This window comes from Kitasatospora cystarginea (genome assembly GCF_039533515.1).
GTDB classification, from domain to species: domain Bacteria; phylum Actinomycetota; class Actinomycetes; order Streptomycetales; family Streptomycetaceae; genus Kitasatospora; species Kitasatospora cystarginea.
Map to the genome: position 1 here is coordinate 71656 of NZ_BAAATR010000029.1, position 20202 is coordinate 91857.

Annotated in this window: 16 protein-coding genes, 1 tRNA gene and 1 pseudogene; 11 read left to right on the plus strand and 7 right to left on the minus strand. The window is 69.7% G+C overall.

The genetic code is table 11. The features are described 5' to 3' along the window. The first annotated feature begins 288 nt into the window (after window positions 1–288). The 4 genes and pseudogenes from ABD369_RS27350 to ABD369_RS27365 all read left to right on the plus strand — a co-directional run bounded on the left by ABD369_RS27350 (window position 289) and on the right by ABD369_RS27365 (window position 6432). Complete coding sequence (locus ABD369_RS27350) at window positions 289–2508, plus strand: (Fe-S)-binding protein (RefSeq protein ID WP_344639213.1); 2220 nt, start codon at window positions 289–291, stop codon at window positions 2506–2508. A 310-nt stretch (window positions 2509–2818) separates the two neighbouring features. Beyond that, a pseudogene (gene manB / locus ABD369_RS27355) lies at window positions 2819–3883 on the plus strand (mannose-1-phosphate guanylyltransferase); the annotation flags it as partial. A gap of 380 nt (window positions 3884–4263) precedes the next feature. After that, window positions 4264–5283: a Yip1 family protein gene (locus tag ABD369_RS27360; protein ID WP_344639214.1), complete on the plus strand. Its 1020-nt coding sequence runs from the start codon at window positions 4264–4266 to the stop codon at window positions 5281–5283. Between the two features lie 255 nt (window positions 5284–5538). Next, complete coding sequence (locus tag ABD369_RS27365; RefSeq protein WP_344639215.1) at window positions 5539–6432, plus strand: alanyl-tRNA editing protein; 894 nt, start codon at window positions 5539–5541, stop codon at window positions 6430–6432. A 54-nt stretch (window positions 6433–6486) separates the two neighbouring features. Here ABD369_RS27365 and dcd read toward each other — a convergent pair whose 3' ends face one another. Both dcd and ABD369_RS27375 read right to left on the minus strand, forming a co-directional pair. Continuing rightward, window positions 6487–7062 (minus strand): dCTP deaminase, encoded by a 576-nt coding sequence (dcd, locus tag ABD369_RS27370; protein ID WP_344639216.1) that lies wholly within the window; start codon window positions 7060–7062, stop codon window positions 6487–6489. A gap of 93 nt (window positions 7063–7155) precedes the next feature. Next, the gene (locus ABD369_RS27375; protein ID WP_344639217.1) at window positions 7156–7392 is read right to left on the minus strand and encodes a hypothetical protein; all 237 of its coding nucleotides are present in this window, start codon (window positions 7390–7392) and stop codon (window positions 7156–7158) included. Window positions 7393–7778: 386 nt separating this feature from the next. Here ABD369_RS27375 and ABD369_RS27380 point away from each other — a divergent pair. The 3 genes from ABD369_RS27380 to ABD369_RS27390 all read left to right on the plus strand — a co-directional run bounded on the left by ABD369_RS27380 (window position 7779) and on the right by ABD369_RS27390 (window position 9942). Further along, window positions 7779–7852: transfer RNA gene (locus ABD369_RS27380), tRNA-Gly, on the plus strand. Window positions 7853–8358: 506 nt separating this feature from the next. Continuing rightward, window positions 8359–9063, plus strand: coding sequence for an endonuclease domain-containing protein (locus tag ABD369_RS27385; protein ID WP_344639218.1), 705 nt, complete (start codon window positions 8359–8361; stop codon window positions 9061–9063). Between the two features lie 441 nt (window positions 9064–9504). Continuing rightward, a complete protein-coding gene (locus ABD369_RS27390; RefSeq protein WP_344639219.1) occupies window positions 9505–9942 on the plus strand; it encodes a hypothetical protein in 438 nt (145 codons plus the stop codon). Here ABD369_RS27390 and ABD369_RS27395 read toward each other — a convergent pair. The 5 genes from ABD369_RS27395 to ABD369_RS27415 form a co-directional block, all read right to left on the minus strand. After that, the gene (locus tag ABD369_RS27395) at window positions 9939–11108 is read right to left on the minus strand and encodes a helix-turn-helix domain-containing protein (RefSeq protein WP_078656192.1); all 1170 of its coding nucleotides are present in this window, start codon (window positions 11106–11108) and stop codon (window positions 9939–9941) included. The two genes, ABD369_RS27390 and ABD369_RS27395, sit on opposite strands and share 4 nt — an antisense overlap. Further along, window positions 11095–11907 (minus strand): hypothetical protein, encoded by an 813-nt coding sequence (locus ABD369_RS27400; RefSeq protein WP_344639220.1) that lies wholly within the window; start codon window positions 11905–11907, stop codon window positions 11095–11097. The genes ABD369_RS27395 and ABD369_RS27400 overlap by 14 nt, the downstream gene beginning before the upstream one ends. Before the next feature lie 289 nt (window positions 11908–12196). After that, window positions 12197–13351, minus strand: coding sequence for a site-specific integrase (locus ABD369_RS27405; RefSeq protein WP_344639221.1), 1155 nt, complete (start codon window positions 13349–13351; stop codon window positions 12197–12199). Next, window positions 13351–13572, minus strand: a complete 222-nt coding sequence (locus ABD369_RS27410; protein WP_033346887.1) for a helix-turn-helix domain-containing protein — start codon at window positions 13570–13572, stop codon at window positions 13351–13353. Before ABD369_RS27410 ends, ABD369_RS27405 begins: the two co-directional genes overlap by 1 nt. A gap of 563 nt (window positions 13573–14135) precedes the next feature. Continuing rightward, window positions 14136–14633: a helix-turn-helix domain-containing protein gene (locus tag ABD369_RS27415; RefSeq protein ID WP_344639222.1), complete on the minus strand. Its 498-nt coding sequence runs from the start codon at window positions 14631–14633 to the stop codon at window positions 14136–14138. Window positions 14634–15136: 503 nt separating this feature from the next. On the opposite strand from ABD369_RS27415, the gene ABD369_RS27420 reads away from it, so the two are divergent. From ABD369_RS27420 to ABD369_RS27435, 4 genes are all read left to right on the plus strand, one after another. Next, complete coding sequence (locus ABD369_RS27420; protein WP_344639223.1) at window positions 15137–16138, plus strand: hypothetical protein; 1002 nt, start codon at window positions 15137–15139, stop codon at window positions 16136–16138. Window positions 16139–16253: 115 nt separating this feature from the next. Continuing rightward, a complete protein-coding gene (locus ABD369_RS27425) occupies window positions 16254–17357 on the plus strand; it encodes a DUF2637 domain-containing protein (protein ID WP_344639224.1) in 1104 nt (367 codons plus the stop codon). Window positions 17358–17673: 316 nt separating this feature from the next. Further along, window positions 17674–18279 (plus strand): plasmid mobilization protein, encoded by a 606-nt coding sequence (locus ABD369_RS27430; protein WP_344639225.1) that lies wholly within the window; start codon window positions 17674–17676, stop codon window positions 18277–18279. Then, entirely contained in the window at window positions 18276–20042 is a 1767-nt protein-coding gene (locus ABD369_RS27435; RefSeq protein ID WP_344639226.1) for a relaxase/mobilization nuclease domain-containing protein, read from the plus strand. The genes ABD369_RS27430 and ABD369_RS27435 overlap by 4 nt, the downstream gene beginning before the upstream one ends. Window positions 20043–20202: the final 160 nt, after the last annotated feature.

The window sequence follows — 20202 nt, forward strand, 5'->3', positions numbered from 1 at the left end:
GATACCTCCGACGAGAAGTTGAGCTTTACGGGCTCAAGCATGCACGAGGGGCACGAACGAGTCAACAGCTATGAGTCAGGTCGACTCAACTTTGCTGCGGGAGTGGTCCGCCCCTTCCGTTTTCGCCCGAATGAGTGAGTATGGCCTTACGTGACTGCCGCCATATCTTGAGCACCTTCTGGATCAGTGCTAATGGACGGTAAGGTCCGGCCGGTGGGTGGTTAAGTTACCCACGAGTACACTTGACCGACCTATACCTTCACCGCCACTGGAGTACGGAGAAGCCGGATGCAGCTAGCAGCGATCCTCATCTCACTGGGCACGACCGTGGTCGGCGTGGCGCTGTTCGCTCGTGCCATCGCGCAGATCTACCGGTTCGTCCGGCTCGGCCAGCCCGTCCCGGCCGGATCGAGGATCAACGACCCGGTGGCCCGCACGGTAACCCTGATCCGGGAGTTCCTCGGGCACAGCCGGATGAACAAGTGGGGCGTCGTCGGTGTCGCCCACTGGTGCGTCGCCGTCGGCTTCTACGCGCTGATCCTCACCCTGGTCGGCGCGTTCGGTCAGCTCTTCGATCCGGACTTCGAGGTCCCGGTCGTCGGTGACTGGACGCCGTACCTGGTGTTCCAGGAGCTGCTCGGCCTGGTGACCTTCCTCGGCATCGCGGTGCTGACCGTGATCCGCCAGCTGAGCCTGCCGAACAAGGCGGGCCGCAAGTCCCGCTTCGCGGGCTCCAACATGGGCTTCGCGTACTTCATCGAAGCGGTCATCCTGATCATCGGTGCGGCGATCCTGACCCTGCGCGGCCTGGAGGGCGCGCAGGCCGGGGTCGACCACTACTCGGCCGCGTACGTGGTCTCGTACCCGCTGGTCAAGGCGTTCTCCGGGCTGAGTGTCGGCACCCTGCACAACCTGCTCTGGCTGACCGCGACGATCAAGATCTCGGTCTCCTTCATCTGGATGATCACCGTCTCGCTGAACACCGACATGGGTGTCGCCTGGCACCGCTTCCTGGGCTTCCCGAACATCTGGTTCAAGCGGAACGCCGACGGCGCGGTGGCGCTCGGCGCGCTGCAGCCGATGACCAGCGGCGGCCAGCCGATCGACTTCGAGGACCCGGCCGAGGACGCCGTCTTCGGCGTCTCCCAGGTCGAGCACTTCTCGTGGAAGGGCATCCTCGACTTCTCGACCTGCACCGAGTGCGGGCGTTGCCAGTCGCAGTGCCCGGCCTGGAACACGGGCAAGCCGCTCTCGCCCAAGCTCCTGATCATGTCGCTGCGCGACCACGCCTTCGCCAAGGCGCCGTACCTGCTGGCCGGCGGCGGCAAGGACATGGAGGGCGAGGAGAAGGCGACCGCTGAGCAGCTGGCCGATGTGCCGGCCGCCGCGCTGGCCGAGGCCGAGCGCCCGCTGATCGGCACCGCCGAGGAGAACGGCGTCATCGACCCGGACGTGCTGTGGTCCTGCACCACCTGCGGTGCCTGCGTCGAGCAGTGCCCGGTCGACATCGAGCACATCGACCACATCGTCGACATGCGCCGCTACCAGGTGATGATCGAGTCCTCGTTCCCGACCGAGGCCGGGACGATGCTCAAGAACCTGGAGAACAAGGGCAACCCGTGGGGCATGGCCACCAAGGCCCGCCTGGACTGGGTCAAGGAGCTCAAGAAGGAGACCGGCATCGAGGTGCCGATCATCGGCGAGGACATCGAGCCCGCCGAGGTCGAGTACCTGTACTGGGTCGGCTGCGCCGGCGCCCTGGAGGACCGGGCCAAGAGGACCACCAAGGCCTTCGCGGAGTTGCTGCACACCGCGGGCGTCAAGTTCGCGATCCTCGGCAAGGAGGAGTCCTGCACCGGTGACTCCGCCCGCCGCCTGGGCAACGAGTTCCTGTTCCAGATGCTCGGCGCGCAGAACGTCGAGACGCTGAACGCGGCGCTCGAGGACGCCCCGGTCAAGCGGATCGTCGCCACCTGCCCGCACTGCTTCAACACCATCGCCAACGAGTACCCGCAGCTGGGTGGCCACTTCGAGGTCATCCACCACACCCAGCTGCTGCAGCACCTGATCGATGAGGGCAAGCTCATCCCGGTCAACCCGGTCGAGGGCCTGATCACCTACCACGACCCCTGCTACCTGGGCCGCCACAACAAGGTCTACAGCCCGCCGCGCGAGATCATGGACAAGGTCCCGGGTCTGCGCCAGCAGGAGATGCACCGCCACAAGGAGCGCGGTTTCTGCTGCGGCGCCGGTGGTGCCCGGATGTGGATGGAGGAGCGGATCGGCAAGCGCATCAACACCGAGCGCGTGGACGAGGCGTTGTCGCTCAACCCGGACATCGTCTCCACCGCCTGCCCGTTCTGCCTGGTGATGCTCTCCGACTCGGTCAACGGCAAGAAGAACGAGGGTGCCGCAAAGGAACACCTGAAGGTGGTCGATGTGGCCCAGCTGCTGCTCGACTCGGTGAAGGCCCAGCCGGTGCCGGATCCGGCGCCGGTCGAGGTCTGACCTGCGGCGTAGCCGTCGATGTTCGGCCCCTGTCCCCTGCCCGGGGATGGGGGCCGTACTCATTCCAACCGTCTTGATCTTTGTCGACCGTTAATGTTCGTTTAAGCAGCTGGTCGATCGTCCGTGGGGTTCTTCAATGATTCAGTGATAAAGATCAAGCAGCCGTTGGAACGTGCCTGCTTTGGAAGGAAATACAGTAGGCGCCTACGGGCCCGCATCGGGCTTCCGAGCGACGGCACCAGCCAGCAGACCGGCCGGGCCGCCGTGCCGGAACGGCCATCACACCGGAACAAGGGGAGAAGCGCGGACCATGACCGAAGCGATCATGCTGGTCGGTGGAAAGGGCACACGACTGCGCCCGCTGACCACCCACACTCCCAAGCCGATGCTCCCCGTCGCCGGAGTGCCCTTCATCGCGCACCAGCTGGCCCGCGCCGCCGCGGCCGGGGTGACCCGCGTCGTGCTGGCCACCTCGTACCTCGCCGAGGTCTTCGTCGACCACTTCAAGGACGGCAGCCCCTACGGGATCGAGCTGGTCTACCTCACCGAGAAGGAGCCGCTCGGCACCGGCGGTGCGATCCGCAACGCCGCCTCAGGCCTCACCTGCGGCCCCGACGAGCCGGTGCTCGTCTTCAACGGCGACATCCTCTCCGGCGTGGACATCGCCGCGCTGCGCGACGGCCATGTCGCCACCGGCGCCGACGTCACCCTGCACCTCACCCGGGTCGAGGACCCGCGTGCCTTCGGCCTGGTGCCCACCGACGAGAACGGGCGGGTGCTGGAGTTCCTGGAGAAGCCCGAGACCCCCGAGCAGATCGTCACCGACCAGATCAACGCCGGGTGCTACGTCTTCACCCGATCGGTGATCGACCGGATCCCCACCGGCCGCGAGGTCTCCGTCGAGCGTGAGACCTTCCCCGAGCTGCTGAACAGCGGCGCCCTGCTGCGCGGCGTGGTCGACACCTCGTACTGGCTCGACCTGGGCACTCCCGCCGCCTTCGTCCGCGGTTCGGCCGACCTGGTGCTCGGCAAGGTCGACTCCCCGGCGGTGCCGGGACCGACCGGTGAGGCCCTGCTGCTGCCGGACGCCGACGTCCAGCCGGGCGCGGTACTCAGCTGCGGCACGGTGGTCTCCGACGGCGCGGTGGTCGAGCCCGGCGCGATCGTCGAGGGCAGCGTGATCCTGCCCGGCGCGGTGATCAGCGCGGACGCCTTCGTCAAGGACTCCATCGTCGGCGCCTACGCCACGATCGGGGCCCGCACCTCGCTCGACGGGGCCGTGATCGGCGACGGCGCGATCGTCGAGGCCGACAACGAGCTGCCGAACGGTATCCGGATCGCCTGCGGCACCCTGCTGCCGGTGGGCGCGGTCCGTACCACCGCGGGCCCCGGCGGCTGCCCGGCCGGCGAGACCTCGGCGGCCGTGGTGCACGCACCGGCGGTCGGCGCGCAGCGCTAGCGACTCCGGGTGCGCGGGGCGCGTGAGCGTGCGGGCGCGCGGGCGTGCGCAACCGGGTGCGCGGGGCGCGTGAGCGTGTGGGCGCGCGGAAGCGGGTGTGCGGATCCGGATGTGCCGGGCGTGCGGCACCGGGCGTGCGCGGAGCCGGGTGCATCGGGTACGCCAGGCGTACAGAAGCGGACGGATCGGGCGTAAGGATCCGCCGTATGCACCGGCGTGTCACAGCGATGCTGCAATCTCTCCCCGACCTGTTGATCAACGGACACCCGGTCAGCGCCACCGGGTACCGTCGATGCGTGGCTGGCAATGGATACGACAACGGACAGGGCGCCGCAGACCCCCGGCTGGGCTGGCCGGCGGCGCCCGGTGGGCCATCGGGCGCGCCTACGCAGGCCGGGCAGTACGGGCGCGGGCAGCAGGACGAGCCGCCGTACGCGTCCGGTCAGCCCGAGTTCTTCACCGCGCCGCACGAGGCGTATCCGGGCGGCGCGGGGGCACGCGGGGGCGGGCCGGCGGCACAGCCGGTAGGACCATCGGCGGACGAACCCGGTCACACCCGGGCCTTCGCCATCGGCGAGCAGCCTTACCCGTACGGCGAGCCGCCGCACCAGCAGCCGTACGAGCCGTACGGGCAGGGCTACCCGGACCAGGGGCAGTACCAGGGGCAGCCGCAGGGCTACGGCCCGGGTTACGACGAGCCGCAGGGCTACCCCGGGCAGGACAACGTCGCGGTCTACCGGGCCGGCGGCCAGTCCTCGCCGCACGTCGGCGGGCCGCGGCTGCCCTGGAAGCAGCTGTTGGTGGGCATGTACCGGGAGCCGGTCAAGACCTTCGACCGGATGCGGGACCACCAGGTGTGGCTGCCCGCGCTGTCCGTCTCGCTGATCTACGGCGTGCTCGCCGTGCTCGGCATCGGCGCCACCCACAACGACGTGGTCAACTCCACCTTCTCGGTGGCGCTCTGGGCGATCGTCGTGGCGGCGGTCGGCTTCACCCTGGCCGGCGGCATGCTCGGTGCGGTGACGTACGCGCTGGCCAGGCAGCTCGGCGGGGACGGGCCCTGGCAGTCGACGGTCGGCCTGGCCGTACTGATCGGCTGGACCACGGACGCACCGCGGCTGCTGTTCGCCCTCTTCCTGCCCGCGAGCAACGTCGTGGTGCAGGTGCTCGGCTGGGGGACCTGGCTGTTCTGCGCGTTCCTGCTGACCAGCATGGTGCGCCGACTGCACGACCTGCCCTGGGGCAAGGCGGCGGGCGCGGCGGCGCTGCAGCTGGTGGCGCTGCTGGTGCTGATCAAACTGCCGACGCTGGGCTGAGCCGGGAGCGCCGGGACCGGCGGGCGATGGTCGCAGCTCCGAGGCCGGTGTCCTGAGCTGAGCCGAGCCGAGCTGAGCCGAGCCGAGCCGAGCCGAGCCGAGCCGAGCCGAGCTGAGCCGAGCCGAGCCGAGCCGAGCCGAGCCGAGCTGAGCCGAGCCGGGTCGGTGCGGGTACGGGCGGAGCTAGGGTGGGGGCTGCCCCGCTTCCTTCGACGGTGCCTCTCCACCCTCTCTTCCCGTGCACGGAGCCCACGAATGACCCTCCTCCCCACCACCCACGTCAGCTTCCCGGCCGGGGAGGTTAGCGGCGAGTCGACCGTGCTCGCCGTGCACGCGCTGGCCGACGGCCGGTACGCCGTGGTCACCGAGGCGACCCCGTTCCACCCGCTCGACCACACCTGGCCCGACCAGCCCGCCGACCTCGGCGAACTCACCGTCGGCGGCGTCAGCTACCCGGTGGTGGACTGCCTGACCGGCGCCGTCGGCCCCGAGGGCGGCGAGCTGCTGGTGGGCGCCGGGATCCCGGTGCGGCGGGGCGACGAGGAGTGGTCCTGGCTGGTGCTGCACGTGGTCGAGACGGAGCCGGCCGACGCGGTCGGGCAGCTCGCCGAGCTGCGCGTGGACGCGGACCGCCGGGCCCTGCTCTCCGCCGCGCACAGCGGCTGCCACCTGCTCGCCCTGGCCCTGAACGCCGCCCTCGCCCCGCGCTGGCGCAAGGACCCGGGCCGCGCCGACGCCTTCGGCAACCCCGACTTCGACAGCCTCGCCATGGCCTCCTCGGTGATGGACACCGAGGCCAGCACCGACACCTACCGGCTCGGCAAGTCCCTGCGCAAGAAGGGCTTCACCACGGAGGCCACCGAGGAGTACCCCGCGCTGGCGGACGCCCTCCCCGAGCTCACCGAGGCCGTCAACGCCCAGCTCGCCGCCTGGGTCGCGGCCGACGCAGTGGTCCGCATCGAGGTGCCGGGCCCCGAGCTGACCGCCCGCCGCCGCTGGCACTGCGAACTCCCGGCCGGCCCCGCCGAGATCTTCTGCGGCGGCACCCACCTGCACCACCTCGGCGAACTGGCCGAGCTGCGCACCGAACTGCTGCTCTCCGAGGACGGCAGCGAGCTGGTCGCGGTCACCCGCCCGAAGCGGGCCTGAGCATGGCAGAGGGGGCGTACGGATCTGTCCGTACGCCCCCTCTGCCGTCTGACGTCACACCTGGGTGCGGTGGAAGTTCACGTGCGAGCGCGACGGCGTCGGGCCGCGCTGGCCCTGGTAGCGCGAGCCGTACCGCTCGGAGCCGTACGGGTGCTCGGACGGCGAGGACAGCCGGAACAGGCAGAGCTGGCCGATCTTCATGCCCGGGTAGAGCTTGATCGGCAGGGTGGCCACGTTCGACAGCTCCAGGGTGACGTGCCCGCTGAAGCCCGGGTCGATGAAGCCCGCGGTGGAGTGCGTCAGCAGCCCGAGCCGGCCGAGGCTGGACTTGCCCTCCAGCCGGGAGGCCACGTCGTCCGGCAGCGTGATCACTTCGTACGTCGAGGCCAGCACGAACTCGCCCGGGTGCAGGATGAACGCGTCATCACCCTCCGGCTCGACCAGCCGCGTCAGGTCCGGCTGCTCCTCGGAGGGGTCGATGTGCGGGTAGCGGTGGTTCTCGAACACCCGGAAGAAACGGTCCAGCCGGACGTCGATGCTGGAGGGCTGGACCATCGCAGGGTCGAACGGGTCGATCACGACCCGACCCTTGTCGATCTCGGTACGGATGTCCTTGTCAGAGAGCAGCACGCTTCGAGAGTACGTGCACACGTGGGCCCCGGCCGAATCCGGCCGGGGCCCACGTCGTCCGTCCTGCCCTGTGGCAGCCCGGTTCCCCGCCACTCAGGCCAGGAACTGAGCCGCCTCCAGCCGCATCGCACGCGCCAGTTGCGGCGCCGACAGCTCGCTCACATCGGCCGGAACCGAACTGCGCAGCCGTCCGCACCGCGGACAGCGGATCAGTCGGCCGGGACCGAGCCGGCCGGGGCCGAGCTGCTGCATCGGGAACGTGCTGGTGCTGAACAGGTGCCCCTCGGCACAACGAACGACGGTGCGCTGCTCCATCGATCCCCTTCCCATTCTTCCCCGTACTCGCGCCACTGCGGCGGTAGCGCCGCACGGCCGCGACCCCCTGTGGAACCGCGGTCCTGCGAAGCTGCCATCCCCCAGGAGACAGCCGTCCCGGCGGATCGGTCGTCCTCATGGAACGCCCGGTCCTGCGGAACTGCCGTACCCGTGGCCGGTGTCCACACGGGCCCCTCGCCCGGGACAGCGACACATTAGGGGATGTTCCGGACATTCCACGCAGCGGCTCGCCGCCCCGCCCATCCCAGCGGAGCGGCCCACACAGTACGCCTCACCCCACTCGCGCGCATCGACCCGACGCCGCGTTCACGCCAGACCCGAGCGCCCCCTCGGATGGGGTAGAGTGTGAAGCGGTCGAGCAGTCACTGACGGCTCGTCAGGCGGGCGTAGTTTAATGGTAGAACATGAGCTTCCCAAGCTTAGAGCGCGAGTTCGATTCTCGTCGCCCGCTCCAAAGGAAAACCCCAGGTCAATGACCTGGGGTTTACTTGTTGTCTGGACCAATATTGGGTCGTCGTGCCAGATTCGTGCCAGATAGGCGCTGGCGTGGCGTTAGATTCGGCGAAATTCGGTCACCGTCGGTGCCTCCTTGGGTGGGCGGGCAGTGGTCGTCTCAAATCATGAGATCAACTTTTGGTGATCTGCATCACATTGCCGCGAGCTTGGTTGGCCGATCTGGATCACGAGAGGGCGGCCCTCGGAGCTTGGTGGTCAGCCCAGCCGACTTGTAGATGGTCGACAGCTGGAGCGTCTGATGGGGGGTTGTCGGAGAGCCCGAAGCTGGCGGTGTGGGGCCGTAGTGGGTGCTGGACCAGTTCCAAGAGCTGTGGTGTCGGTGGTGGGTAGGTTCCCGGGCGGGGAGGGCTACGGACCGGGAGGGGGTCACTGATGGCGGGCGACGTCGTGGAGGAGTGCGGCTTTCAGGGGTGTGGGAGGGCGGGGCACGCCCGGAGAGATGGTGTGCTGTTCTGCAAGTCGCACTATGAGCAGGCACGTACGGGGCGCCTGCTGAAGCCGATCAAGGCGAAGGTGAAGGCGGGCCAGTACACGGGGTGCCTGTTCGACGATCCGCAGTGTGACCGGCCTCATTCCTCCGGTGGGTACTGCTCCACCCACTACCAGCAGAAGAACGATGGCAAGCCGCTCACCCGGATTCGGGGTTGGAGGCCTCAGTCGGAATGGGGGCCGCTCTGCCGGTATGGGGATTGCAGGAGCGACGTCCATTCGCGGGGGTTGTGCATCGTGCACTACGGGCGGGGGATATCGCAGTTCGCCCGGGATGCGATCCTCGCGCTGCAGGGCGGACGCTGCCTATGTGGGACGGTCGACCCGGGGCCGGAAGGCTGGGAGCTCGACCACTCTCACGACTGCACCGCCGGCCACCAGCCGATGTCCTACTGCACGGCCTGTGTGCGCGGCCTGCTGTGTGTGCCGTGTAACCGGCGTGCGGTCTCCTGGTACGAGGGCGCATGGATGCGGCAGGAAGGGAACGAGCCGATCCCTGTCCTTGAGGAGTGGGTCGGGCGCCGTATCCGCTTCCACGGCGAGCCGGACTCGGCAGATGTGAGGGTGAGCTACAGCTGCCAGCAGCAGTCCAGTAGCGAATCCCCCGAGCGGGAAGATCTCGCCGAGGGCCGAACGGAGATCAAGGGTCACAGCGAGTAGGTGCTCCATAGAAGTTGAGCCCAGAACCCAAATTGAGCCGTCGCCGACATGAGGATCCCGAGGGCCGATACCGGGATCCAGCTGCGGGTGCAGGTCCACTGTGTCGCGATTGCCGCCTTGGCGATAGAGCGGGCGACTTGCTTACGATTGCCGACCGTGGCGGCGGCGACCAGGAAAGGCCAAACTCACGTACCGCCCTCACGGCCGAGTGTCCGGACGGCACGCCTTACGAGATCTGGCCGTGCCACGACTGTTGCCCTGGCACGCTGAGATGATCCGTGACGGTGACGGGGTTCTCGCGAGGGAGTGGCACGCAGTGGACTGCCCCACGTTCCAGCACATGCTGGGCGACGACAGTCCTGACAGCTCCACCGCCCGTCAGACCTGATCACTGCAACGGCTTCTGCCTGTTCGACCACCCTGCAGTTCGATGGAGCCCTTATGAGCGACGATCGACCCACTCCAGACCTTCAGGCAATCTGCGACGTGTGCCTGCAGCTGATCGGGGACGAGGAGGGCGCCGTCTGGGTCGACCAGGACGCCGCTCACAATGAGGCACAAATGCCCGTGTCCAAAGTCGATGAGGGCGGGTTCGAAGTCCTGGACTTGACGAACCTGCCCGCCGAAGTCAAGTGGCGCACCACGCACACCACTTGCCAGGACGCGCCCGCCTGGGCCTACGCCATTCCCGTGGAACGCATCCGGACGTGGCCGGCTCTCCTGCACTGGTCTGTGCACCTGATGGACAAGAGATGGCTCGAGGCGACCGACTGGCAGCTATTCGTCCTGCGCTCCCTCGAGCCAAAACTCGGTGGCATCAGCGGCTTGCGACCGTTGCGCCCGCAGGGCCTCGACTGGTTGGGGATCGGCGGCGACTAGCGCACGAGTCGCAGCACTGGGCGCTGGTCGGTCACTCCCAACAGCTCGCTCACGCGCGCTGGCTTCCATGCCAGCTCCCGTGCCAGCTTCTCCACTGTCAGCCCATCCTCCTCCGCAGCCAGTTCGAACGCCTGACGTAGCAGAGCTGGCTGTTCACCGGAGTAACTGCTGACAGGCTCGGCAGTAAAGCCCGGCTGGCCGTCCAGCGCGCGCAGTCGCTGGTACGCGCGGCTGGTCGTGGCATCGGAGATAAGTCCGAGTTCACGGCAGCGGTAGATCAGCGAGTGGATGGAGACGCCCCAGGTGCGTCGGAGTTCAGCCAGTCGGGCGAGGTCCATGCGGCGCGGTAGCAGTGGCAGGATGCTGGCCTGTGGGGTGAGGAATTCCGCTGCGAAGGCATCGGCTTCCTTCTCCTGGCGGCTGTCGCCTGTGGCATCACCGTGCAGAACGAGGTGTCCGAGTTCATGCGCTGCGGTGAAGCGGTGCCGGAAGACGTCGTCGGCGCGGTTGGGCGTCAGGACTGCGAGCGGCCTTGCTGCCCGGGAGGAGAAGGCATCGACCGTCGCGGCGGAAATGTCTGCAGCGGGCGGCAGGACAACGACGATGCCGTGGGACTCCATTCGCCGGACCAGGTGTGTGACGGGCCCGTCGCCCAGGTTCCAGCGTCGCCGGAGCTCACGTGCCGCAGCGGCGGGCTCCGTTGGCAGTTCCTCGCCAGGGTGTACTTCCCCACCGGCGAATCCCGGAAGGTCTACAACAGGCAGTTGGACGCGCAGTTCCAGCGCGTACGTCAGCTCCCAGACCTGCTCGGCAAATGCGAGAGCCCTCTCGCGCTGTGCTTTCGGCGTACTGCGCAAGCTCCGGAAGTGCGCCATCGAAGCATCCAGCCGGTTGCTGGGCCTGCCGGTAAGGAAGAACGAGAGCGGCACGTCAAGGGTCTCGGCGAGGCCGGGAATCAGGTCGGGCCTTGGCCTGGACACGCCGGTCTCGTACTGGCCGACGGCGGCCGGTGTAACGCCGAGCCGCTCGGCTACGTCCTTCTTGGTCATCTCCGCCAGCCGGCGGGCCTGGGTCAACCGGGCCGGGTCGAAGCCGTCACAGACGGCACGAGGGGTTACCCCACGTTCTTCCAGTCCCGGAATAAGGTCTTGCCTAGTGCGTCGCATCGTCTTCGTTGGCCTGCAGCTTCATCGGTTCTGCTTCGGTCAGGGGTGTCACGTCGCGCTTGCGATCAACGTTCGGACGCGACGACAGCGTAAGCGTAGGCTTCGCGCCCTGGTCAAAGCTGGTGTGCTCCAGAACGGCGGGGTCGGACTGCGCCGGCACTGAGGTGAGGCGCTGGCCGTGGAAGGTGACAGCGTCCGGCAACGGCAGGGCCTCAGGGCCGGTCACCCAGTCGAGGCGCCGCTCCGCCCCGAGCGCCGCAACTCCCCAGTGCGCCTCAAGCAGTTCGGACGTATTGCAGGCGAAAGGAACCAGCACCAGGCGCGTCTCCGGCGGGACGCTAGTGAGGCCACCGCGCAACGTAATGGGCTCGACAGTGACGTCGAGGATGTCGAAGTCGAAGACTCCCTGCACGTTCGTCGTCCTGGCGGGGGCGAACGCGAAGAGTTCCCTGATGAGCATCGACTCGCTGGGGATGCGGGCATCTCGGACGTCGGCCTTGGTCTTCGAGTACAGGAATGGGTACAGCAGCCCTCGTCCGACCAGCATCAGCTCGAACGCAAAGCCGTGCGGCTTCACGGGCTGGGCACCTGGAAGGCCTTTCAGCTCGTCCCAGACTCGCTCGAACTGCCCCGACCAGCGTGAGGAGCCGAAGGCGTGGTTCGTCCGGGCATTCGTCTGTTCCTGGGCCGCCTGCGCGTTGGCCTGCATATTGCGGAAAGCCTGGCCGAGGCCGGCGCGCACTGCGTGCGCCTGGTCGCCGAACAGGTCGATGGTCCACGGCGAGAGAGGAACGTCCACGCGCTGGGCTCCTTTGGATCAGCACTTTGCATTGAAGCGCATCACAACCATGAGCACTTTAGTTGACGACCACTATCTTGCACAAGCGCTTAGCTTTTCGAGCGCGTCCTCCTATCTCCGGCGAGAGGCTCAGCTCGACTACGCGACCCTCGCCGCCGCCGGTCTCACCTCGGCCGCCCGGTTGCGTGAACCGTCAGCCGGTGACCGAGATGCCTCGGCGGCAGGTGGCAGCATGCGCGAAGGAGCTCGGCCAATAGGAACCGGTCGAGCTCCTTCGCCATCGGGGTCTCTACGCCTCGCGGGCTTCCCCTGTGGACCCGGATGGAGTGCGACGGCGGGTGCGGATGTCGACGACGGCGGCGCTGATGCCGTTGGAGATCTTGGTCTGTTGCTCGGCGGTGGCGTGCTGGTAGATCAGCGCGGCGCGGACGGAGGCGTGGCCCATGTGGGCCATGAGGTCCTTGAGGCTGGCGCCGGTACTGGCGGCGAGGACGTTGCCGGTGTGGCGCAGGTCGTAGAAGTGGAGGTCGTCCATGCCGATCTTCGCGCGGGCCTTGCGCCACTTGCGGCCGAAGGTCGATCGGCGGAACGGGGCTCCGCGCTCGCCGACGAACAGCAGGCCGTCGTCCCCGTCCTGCGCGTAGCAGGCGAGGTGGTGCTCGAACTCCGGGACGATCTCCGACGGGATTCCGACGGCGCGCTTGCCGGCCTTGGACTTCGGATCGCCCAGGGCCCGCTCGCCGGTGGTCAGTTCGGGTGCCGCGCGGCGCACCCACACGACCTTCTTGCCCAAGTCGACATCACCGCGCCGGAGCTCGGCCTGCTCCTCGGGGCGTAGGGCCATGAACGCGGCGATGAACACCATGAGCTGCCAGCGGGGGCCCATCAGATCGGCGAGCTGGAGCACCTGCTCGATCGTCGCGTGCGGACGCTCGGCGGCGTCCTCCTTGCCGCCGCCCTTGACACGGCAGGGGTTGCGGCGGATGAGGTCGTCGTCGACGGCGGTCTCCATGATGGACTTGAGCTGGCGGTAGCACTTGGCGGCGGTGGTCTTCTTGCCGGTCTTGCGCAGTGCCGCGCGCCAGGCCCGCACCTGGGGTGCGGTGATCTCCTTCAGGTCCAGCTCGCCGAAGGCCGGTGCCAGGTGCAGGCGCAGGTTGCGGCGGTAGAGCTGCTCGGTGAGGGGCGCGAGGTCGCGCTCGTCGATCCAGGCGGTGGCGTAGAGGAGGAAGTTGACGGCTCCCGCGTTGGGGTCGCGCCACTCCTCGCGGCGTATGTCGGCCTCGGTCTCGACGAGCCACGCCTCGGCGTCGCCCTTGGTGGCGAAGGTCTCCTCGGCGTTGCGCAGGAGGCCGTCGGGGCCGGGGTAGCGGGCCTGGAAGCGGCCGGAGGGGAGCTTGCGGACGGAGCCCCAGCGGCGCCGTCGGCCGGAGTTGTTCGCCATCAGGCGGTCCTCCCGAAGCGCGAGCGGCCGAGGCGGGCCGAGCGGATGGCGGGGACAGTGCTGGCCTCGATATAGGCGGCGAGCGCGCTCTCGGAGATGCGGACGTGGGTGCCGATCTTCACGAAGGCGATCCGACGCTCGGCGATGAGCCGGCGGGGGAAGCGGTCGCTGGTACCCAGACGCTCGGCGACCTGGGCGACGGTGAGGTACTGCTCGGGCATGCGGCTCCTCGCGCGGTGGCTGACGGGCTGCGGTCGGCCACCGCGCTGCGGTGTCAGTGATGTGCGGTTGGGGAGGTGGCTCCAGAGCGGGAGCGGTGAAGGGGCGACCCGCTGGCAGGGCGGGGCGCCTGGAACCTGACCAGCCGAGACAGTCGGTGGTCGGTGCGGAAGCTGTGTCAGCCGACGTGCGGCAGAGGAGCGTTGGGGCTCGGCGGAGACAGCTGGAGAAGAACCGCCAAATCGGTCCGGGAGACGGGCTCGTGGCGGTTGGGACACACGTGGTGTCGGCACATGGGAAGTCCTCTCGGCGGCGCTTTCGGCTATGCGCCGTCTTGGTCGACGGGTCCAGGGATGGGGCTTGCTATGCGGTTGTGGTCGGGCCGTGGGGCTCGGCGTTCGTAGCGCCGAGGCCGGTGGCGTGGGGTTGGTAGGGGGACTGGTGGCGGTGCCGGTTGGCTTGACCGGTCCGCCGGGGTGTGGAGATTAGCGTCCAGGTCCGGCCGGACCAAGCCGTTCGCGGAGGTGTTCGCTGTCCGCGTGAGGCTTCCGGTCTGGCTGGTGGGCTACCAGTGACGGCGCTCGCTCTTTTGGGGCGGAAGGCGGCCTTCCTGGCGGGCGATGCTGAGGCTGACGGTGTACTCGTCGATGGCCTCGTACGCCTCCTGGTGCTGGTCGGCGTAGGCGTAGAGGGCGCTCTCGGCGGTGTCCATCGCGTCGAGGGCGTCCTGGGCGCGGTTGGCGGCCTCCTGGAAGATCTCGAACAGGTGGAGCATCTTCGCGCTCACGGCGCCGCCGGACGGGCCGACGAGCTCGGCGAGGGTGATGTCGAAGATCTTGGCGAAGCCGATGGCCTCGTCCAGGTTGATGCGCCGGGGCGGCTCGCCGCTCTCGATGCGCCAGACGGAGGACTGGTTGATGGGGCAGCCGGCCTCGGTCATGCGGCGGGCGACCTCGGCTGTGCTCCAGCCTCGGCTCTCGCGCTCCATCCGCAGGCGCTGGGCGGCGTTCTCCTCGCCGGCCAGTCGGGCGCCCTTGGACTCGGGCCCTCCGGCGGCAGCCATCTATCCTCCTTGCATTGGCTCGATGTGACTTGCAATGTCTTCGCGGGGAGCATATCGTCATGCATAACGAGATGCAAGCAACTCGCTGTGCATCGCGCCTGGGTGGGTTGCCGCCTGTCCCGGGCGCGGAGTGCGCGCATCGCGAAAGGGGTGATCAATGCCGGTGGCCAGCCACCCCGGCCGAGAGAACCCCGGCAAAGGCAAGGGCCCCAGGTGCTACGAACACCGGGGGCCCGACGCAGATCCTCGTAACAGCCCATCCCTGGACGTGTCGACCACGGTGGAGCCGGGTAGCCGCCCGGCGCCGCCGAGTGAGGAGTCGCTGTGCTCAACAGTACGGGCTTTCACCCGCCCGTTGCACCCCCGCCGGGCATCCCGGCGTTCCGTCGCGCCGCTCGTGCGGACGACCGTGGCCTGGTTGTGTCCGGACTGACGTTCGGGCGGCAGCTGCACGGTCTGTGCGGAACTTCGGCGCTGATCGGCGAGGGGAGCGTCCACTCCTGATGCGGGTCCATCGCAGCCGCCACGAGCGCGGCTTCATTACCCTGCCCAACGCCCTGCTGCAGGACCGCAGTCTGTCCTACACCGCCCGCGGTCTGCTGGTCGACCTGCTGTCGCGCCCGGACGGCTGGCGCGAGGACGGCCGGCGGATGGCCGACACCAGCCCCCAGGGCCGCACCGCTGTGTCCAAGGCGCTGCGGGAGCTGGCCCAGGCCGGCTACTACCGGGTGGAGCGGGTCCGCCAGCCGGACGGCACGTTCGTCAGCGTCGCCCACGTCTACGACACCCCGCAGCCGGTTTCTCCGGGTCACCTCGTTCCGGGCTCCGGTGGTGCAGCAGCCGATGCGGCTGGCGCCAACCCCGTAAAGGACCGGGAGAAAGAACCCTCCCTCCCCGAGCCACCGTCGAGTGTGCAGCCGCGCAGCGGCGACGCACCCGAGGGGGAGGGCGGGAGGGACGCCTGCGGCGACTCCACCACCTCCACCGACGCTGTCGGCCAGCACGTTGGCGACGAGGTCACGCCCGTCGCGGACGCGCCGGTGCCGCTCGACCCGTCGGTGCGGGAGAGCGTTGCCACGTTGTTCCGCGTCCTGCGGCCCGAACCACGCCTGCGGGTTGGCGCGGTGGAGGCGCTGGAACTCGCGCCGCTGGTCGCCCGGTGGCTGGAGCAGGGGCACAGCGAGCACGACCTCGCGCGTGCCGTCCTGCCGGGCCTTCCCGCCCATGTGCACTCCCCGATAGCACTTCTGCGCGACCGGCTGGTCCGCAAGCTCCCGCCACCCCCGCAGCCCGTCGCCGCCGTATCCGCGCCGGTGCCGCGCTGGAGCGAGTGCCCGACCTGCGCCGACCCCGTGCCGCGCGAGGGGATCTGCCGCGCCTGCGCAGGCCTGGCGCCGCGCCCGGTCGCCGTCGGCGGCGGCGAAGCCGCCACCGCACGCGGCATCGCCCTGGTCCGCGCCGCCCTGCGCACCGGCACCGCGCATCTGGCCGCCAGCCCGGCCTGACCACCCCTCATCCCGCCGCACCTCACCAACACGCCCAGCTGACGCGCCGGGTGGCCCGTCGACGTACCCGCCGCCCCGCCCTGCTCGCTAGCGGCCTGCCCCAGGAGCACACCTCTTGACCTCCGCCTCGATAACCCCTGCCCGCCTCCCGGAGCGCACGCGGGCCACCGTGTGGGACCGGCTCGCGGTCGGCGTATTCGGCACGCTCGGCTTCACGCTGTCCTACGACGCCCTGCAGCAGATGGCCGCCGCGATCCACGTACGCGGCCCGCTCACCTACCTCTTCCCCATGGTCGTCGACGGCTTCATCGCCTACGGCGTGCGCGCCCTGCTCGTCCTGCGCGAGGCAGTGTGGACCGCACGGGCTTATGCCTGGCTGCTTTTCATCGGAGCAACCGGCGCCAGCCTCTGGGCGAACCGACTGCACGCTGTCCGCCTCAACGAGATGCCCCAGCCGGGCAGTCACCTCCGCCTGGACGACCGGGTGGTGGGCCTGCTGTCGATGCTCGCCCCGCTCGCCCTGGCCGGCGCCGTCCACCTCTACATCCTCATCGCCCGCCACAGCCTCACCACGGTGCCTGCCACGAGTGGCGAGCTGCACCGGTCCGTTGAGGAGTCGGACACCCTCGACGGTCCGGAGAGCATGGCAGGCCTGGTCGCCGGCCTGGACCGCGTCCCGCACGCCACCGCCTCGGAGGAAGCATGCGAGGGCACTGCAGACCATTCCGTGCACCGGCCCGCGGGCACAGCGGTCAGTGGTCCGGCCGACGGGACGGCAGCCGACCACACCCGCGTCAGGGACCAAGCCGAGCCCCGGTGGCTGACGGACCAACTGCCGATCGGCACCTTCGACGTGCCGCCGGTCCACGCCGCGTCCGAGGAGTTGACCGGTGGTCCCGAGGCCGATCCGGGCAGCGGGGACCACGCCCGCGCCGATGACACCGTGGACGGTACTGCGGGTGAAGTCGCAGGTCAGTGGGCTTCCGGTCAATTCGGTCAGTCCGAGGGTGCCAGGTCGGCGGGCCGTCCGCCGGGCGCTCCGACCGAGGAATTGGTCGCCATCGGCCGCGAAGCGTGGACCGCTTCGGGCCGTCTGACCCGAGATGTGGTCAGGTCGGCGATCCGTGCACGGAATCTGACCGTGTCCGAGGACCGGGTCACCGAGGTAGCCAACATCCTGCGCGCCGAACGCGACGCCCCCCACGACCCGCACGCCTGATCCGTGCACTGCGGGAGCCTCACCGGGACCGGGACCGGTGAGGCACCCGCACCAGTCCCGGGTTCTCGCCCGGAGCCGCCGGAGCCGATCACCTCGTACCCCGCCCGTCGTCGGGGCAGACCCACGCCTGTACTCCCCAACACTCACTTCCCCGCATCAGCCGAACCAGGAGCACGCCCTGACTGACACCCGCCACGCCTCGACCGGCCAACCTCAGAAGGCTGTAAGCTCCATGGACTGCAACGGAGTTGACCACCCCTCTGCCTCAGGCGGAGCAAGCGAGTGGCTGCGCCCGTCCTACGGACGGTCGCAGCCGGTGGCCCACGCCCAGGGGGGCGTGGGCCGGCCGGTACTGCCGCGCGCGGCAGCACCGGCCCAGCACCGCGAGGGCGCGGCACTGGGGGAGGAGAAGCCCACCACCGCACCGCTGCCCGCTGCCGCTGCCAGCGCGCAGTCCGCTACTGCTGCTCCTCGTCTGCTGCGCGCTGCCGAGATCGCCGCGAAGCGTCGACACCCCAAGCGCCGTGAGCGTGATGCCGAGAACCTGAAGAACGCGAAGGTCACGGTCCGGTTCAACGAGGACGAGGCCGTGCTGCTGCGTGAGCGTGCCAGTGAGCGGGGCGTCTCGGTCTCCGCGTACATCGCCCGCAAGGCCCTGGCCGACGACGGCGCCGTCGCCGAGTCCCGTGACGAGCAGCTGGACGCTGCGATCGAGGAGCTCGTGGCGGTGCGCCCGCAGCTGGCGGGCATCGGCCGCAACGTCAACCAGATCGCACGCCTGGGCAACATGGGCGTTCCTCAGGAGCCCGGTCCGGTCAGCGGCGTGTTGACCGCCGCCACGGAGCTGGCCAGGCAGGTCCGGGCGGCGGTGGCGGACATCGACCGCGCCGGGATGCGCCTGGCAAAGGGCGCCGGGCGGTGATCAGCAAGCCGAAGCGCGGCGCCAACACGCTGGGAGCGCTGGTGTACCTGTACGGGCCGGGCAGGGCAAACGAGCACACCGATCCGCACATCGTCGCCTCCTGGGACGGCTTCGCGCCGGATCCGGGCCGCGATCCCGAGGCGACGCTACGTCAGCTGCGCGACGCCCTGGACCTGCACGTCGTGCGGTACCGGGCCAAGCGGGAGTTCGACAAGCACGTCTACCACCGCATCGTGCGCGCCGCTGACACCGACCGGACCCTGAGCGACGAGGAGTGGGAGGCGATCGCCCACCGGGTCGTGGCCGCCGCCGGCATCGCGCCGGAGGGTGATCCGGACGGGTGCCGGTGGATCGCGGTGCACCACGGCGACAACCACATCCACATCCTGGCCACGCTGGTGCGCGCCGACCTGATCCAGGCCGACCTCTGGGAGGACCAGTACAAGGTCGAGGACGAACTCACCAAGATCGAGCGGGAGTACGGGCTCAAGGACCTGTCCGACACCCGCACCCGCGAGTACCGCAACGCCATCCCCAAGCGCGCCAAGGGCGCCGAACTGCGCAAGGCCCAGCGCCTGGGCCGGGAGGAGACCGACCGCGACCGGCTGCGCGTCGGGGTCCGCCGCGCACTCGCCGGTGCGGCCGGCGAGGAGGAGTTCCACGCCCGCCTCGCCGAGCAGGGCATCCGGTTCGAGATCCGCCGCAAGCCCTCCGGTGACCCGTCCGGCTGCACATTCACTCTGGACGATGGCCAGGTGGGCAAGGAGGTGTGGTTCTCCGGCAGCAAGCTGGCCGCCGACCTGACCCTGCCCAAGATCCACGAGCGGTTCGCCGTCGGCGCCGACGAACCCGCACCCGGCCGCCCGGGTGACCAGGGGCGCTCGGCCACGGTCCGGTACCGGGCCAGCACCACCACCGACCGCGCCGCCGCCACCATCGACGACGACCCCCGCACAGGGCAGGTCGCCGCAGTGGTCAGCGGCACGATCGAGGTGCTCGACACCCTCGCGCTCACCAGCCCGGTCCTTTCCAGGAAGGAGATCAACCATGCTGCCCGGGCCCTGGAGTACACCGCCGTCGCCCGCACCCGCGCCGCCCGAGGAGAGATGCGCGCGATGCGCTCAGCCGCCCGGGAACTCCTCTACGGCGGCCCCGCCGACGGCAGCGGTGAGGAGGGCACGGCTGCCGCCACGGTCCTGGCCAGCCTGGTGCTGCTGGCGATCGTCATTGCCAAGTGGCATGCCGTGCAAGGCCACCAGCGGCAGGCCGAGGCCGCGCACGCCGCGGCCACGCACCTGCGCACCGTCTACGGCCGGCACGCCGGACGCCCGCTCGCCCTGCTCGACACCCGAGGCCGCCAGCTCCCGGAGCCGGTCCGCGACCGGCAGGAGGCGGCGCTCCTGCAGGCGCTGCCCGCAGACCAGGCCGCCCGGGTGCTCGCCGAGGACGGCTGGGCGGCACTGGCCGCCACCCTGGCCGAAGCCGAACAGGCAGGCCACGACCCGCAGGCCCTGCTCACCCAGGCCGCCGGGCAACGCGAGTTGGCCAGCGCCGACTCGCCAGCAGCCGTGCTCACCTGGCGCGTCCGCCGCAACAGTCGCCTCCCGGCCCCGGTGCCGAAGGCCACTGCGGAAGACCGCCGCACCAGCGCGGCCCGCTCCAGGAGCGCCACCGGCCGCACGACCACACCGGCCGGAACAGCCGCCCAGCCGCCCCGGCCGCCCGCGCCGCCCGCACCCGACACGGTGCGCCGCACGCGGTGACCAGCCCCGGTGGGCGGGTGTCGGCACAATCCCACACCCGCCCGCCAAACCGACCCTGCCCGGCAGCTACGAGGCCCGCAGGCTCTTCCTCCCCTCGCCGCCCGCCGCCCAAGCGGCGGGGGTAACCCGCACATCCTCACCAGCATCTGGAGACAGCTTC